The 2,317-nt window shown below is 31.9% G+C and carries 2 protein-coding genes and 2 pseudogenes; 2 read left to right on the forward strand and 2 right to left on the reverse strand.

The genetic code is table 11. From position 1 onward, the window contains the following. The coding region (locus NF27_RS12695; RefSeq protein ID WP_039459582.1) for a tetratricopeptide repeat protein at positions 1 to 1,772 on the forward strand (1,772 nt) is incomplete at its 5' end. 30 nt (positions 1,773 to 1,802) lie between these two features. After that, positions 1,803 to 1,940 carry a hypothetical protein gene (locus NF27_RS12700; RefSeq protein ID WP_161791871.1) on the forward strand — a complete coding sequence of 46 codons (138 nt, stop codon included), beginning with the start codon at positions 1,803 to 1,805 and terminating at the stop codon, positions 1,938 to 1,940. A gap of 12 nt (positions 1,941 to 1,952) precedes the next feature. Here the strand turns inward: NF27_RS12700 and NF27_RS13090 are convergent. Then, positions 1,953 to 2,126, reverse strand: a pseudogene (locus NF27_RS13090) (IS3 family transposase); the annotation flags it as partial. Between the two features lie 55 nt (positions 2,127 to 2,181). After that, positions 2,182 to 2,317, reverse strand: a pseudogene (locus NF27_RS13095) (IS5-like element ISParac1 family transposase); the annotation flags it as partial.

A 2,317-nucleotide genomic window follows, 5' to 3' on the forward strand; every position in this document is an offset into this window, starting at 1 on the left:
ATAATTGGTTTTATGATAGATTAATAAAAAGTGGGTTTAGTTTTGACGGCCCACACTCTCATGCATGCAAGACTCCACTTGGTAGGCAAGGGTATAAAGATCATGAAGATTATGAGTTGATTTTTACGCCTGAAGAATATGTAAATTTCTTACAAAGGGAAAATTTCAAGAGAGATGAGTTGCCACTATTGCAGGCTTTAAATTTTATAACTTTGATACATGGAAGTAATGAATTATATAATAAATGTTTAGCAGAAAGGTGCCCTATAGAGAAAAGCTTATTACAAAAACTTTTAGAGAGAGATCTTGAAAAACATGGGTTCCCAAAAATAATTGAGCAAATATTCAGTAAAAATTTTTCTTCTGTAATGAAATCTATTGTTATAAAATCGATTTACAGATTTTTTGAGAGAAAAGCTTTAGAGCCATCTAAAGTATTTGATAGTACATGGGATTATCTAGAAGAGCAAAGCTTAATAGATTTTGCACTGGTTACAGAGCTAAGACTAAGTATTTATAATATTTATAAAGGGCAAACTTCGGATAATAATTGTGTAATAAATGATACTTTAGGAGGAGATGATAAAAACAAGATTACAGTTTATGTATTGCCAATCCTAAAATACTTTATGATTAGTGAATTAGGAATGAAAAATGAAAAAGAAGAAGAAGAAAAAAGTCTTTCTGATGAGGCATTATATCAAATAATTACTATAATAGGGTCTATAGCTCAACCTACTACACAGGAAGCGATTTTTAAAGCTATGCAACAGAATTCTGATAACCTGTTTAGTATAATACAAGGCTTCATTAAGTTAGCAATACCGATAATAAGAAATACTGAATACTCAATAGGATCAATTCCGCTTAGTAGTAGTTTGAGAGGATTTATGCTAAAAGCTCTTGAAATAGCTAAGATATTATTTTCAACATTAGCAGATGAGGTAATTATAGAGTATGCTAATATAAAAATTCTCTCAAATGAATTAGAAGAAGGACTTAAATTATATTCTTCAATTGGAATAAAGCAGGAGCAACTAAAAGAAATTGGAATAAAATTTTTTGAGAATGGTAAACTTGAGCTTGCTATTAGCTGTTATGAAGTATTAAGTGAAAAGCTTTTACCTCAAGCAAGAACTATAAAACATACTCTAGCATCTTTATACAATGTTAAAGTAGCAGGGTTTTTTGAATATGATGATAAGGAGCAATTTGAAAAGTGTCTTGATAAATGTAGGATATTATTTGAATCAGCATTAAATATAGAATCCGATGAACCAATAAGCTCTAACTTATGTGCAGCTTATGCAACGTTATTGTTTAAATATCATAATGCTGCTAATCAAGAGGAGTATATAAAGATACAAGAATTATTAATTCAAGCTATCAAGTTACAAAATGATTATTCAAAATTATGGTATAGTCAATTGGAAAAGTTAGCTGCAGTAGAGCCAATTCAGCAATTGCTTGATAAGAAATCTGATAAGCGGGAGAGTATAGAGGTAGCGCCACGTTTATTGGCTTGTTACTTATTAGTTAGATTGCATGCAATGCATGATAATAAGGAAGAAGCAAAAGCAGCATTAGAAAAACTCAAAGCAATAAATTTATCTTTTAAGTGCACTAGTGATCTTTCACCACAACAGCAAGAAGATAAGGTACTAGCTTTATATTTTACTGCAGATGCATATAAGAAGCTTGGATGTAAAAACCAAGCAGCAGAGCTTTTAAGAGAAGTAGAGGAGCCAAGTAAATTAAAAGGGAAATTATAGGAAAAATAGAATTCATATTTGTTTTACAAAATGAGATGGAGTAAGGAAGGAGCCCATTTAATGATCCAACTTAGAACCAAAACATTAAATCAGGAACTAAAAGAATCTTTTGCAAATTGGTATCCGGGCATGGATGGAGAAGAGCAACCTTTACCCATTGCCGCATGATTTACCCCCAGCTTTTGAATGGTCTCCTATTACTGTTAGCATCCTGATCTTCCTGCCATTACTTAGCCTATCTGTTACAAAATCGTAACTCCACACATGATTAGCATATAATGGCCTAAGTCTAATACAGCTACCATCATTAAAGTATAGCCTTCCTCTCTTTTTCTGCTTTTTGGGGACTTTTAATCGGCTTTGTTGCTCAAATCAAAGTTGAAGTATATTTTCCCTATACCCCTGTTATTTAAGTGAGTTTTACCGATTGAAGCATACCCAGGTTAGTCATTTTGTTAAGCATATGGCAATTAAGTAATGTTTCTGCATCTTGATTGTCCCATTTTCTATATCTTAGTTTCGCACCTATAATGCTTTTATATCGG

The sequence above is a fragment of the Candidatus Jidaibacter acanthamoeba genome, from assembly GCF_000815465.1.
GTDB classification, from domain to species: Bacteria; Pseudomonadota; Alphaproteobacteria; order Rickettsiales; family Midichloriaceae; genus Jidaibacter; species Jidaibacter acanthamoebae.

Bases quoted from the DNA above. Each gene is read 5' to 3' on its own strand.
- NF27_RS12700 (WP_161791871.1), top strand. From the start codon at position 1,803: ATGAGATGGAGTAAGGAAGGAGCCCATTTAATGATCCAACTTAGAACC.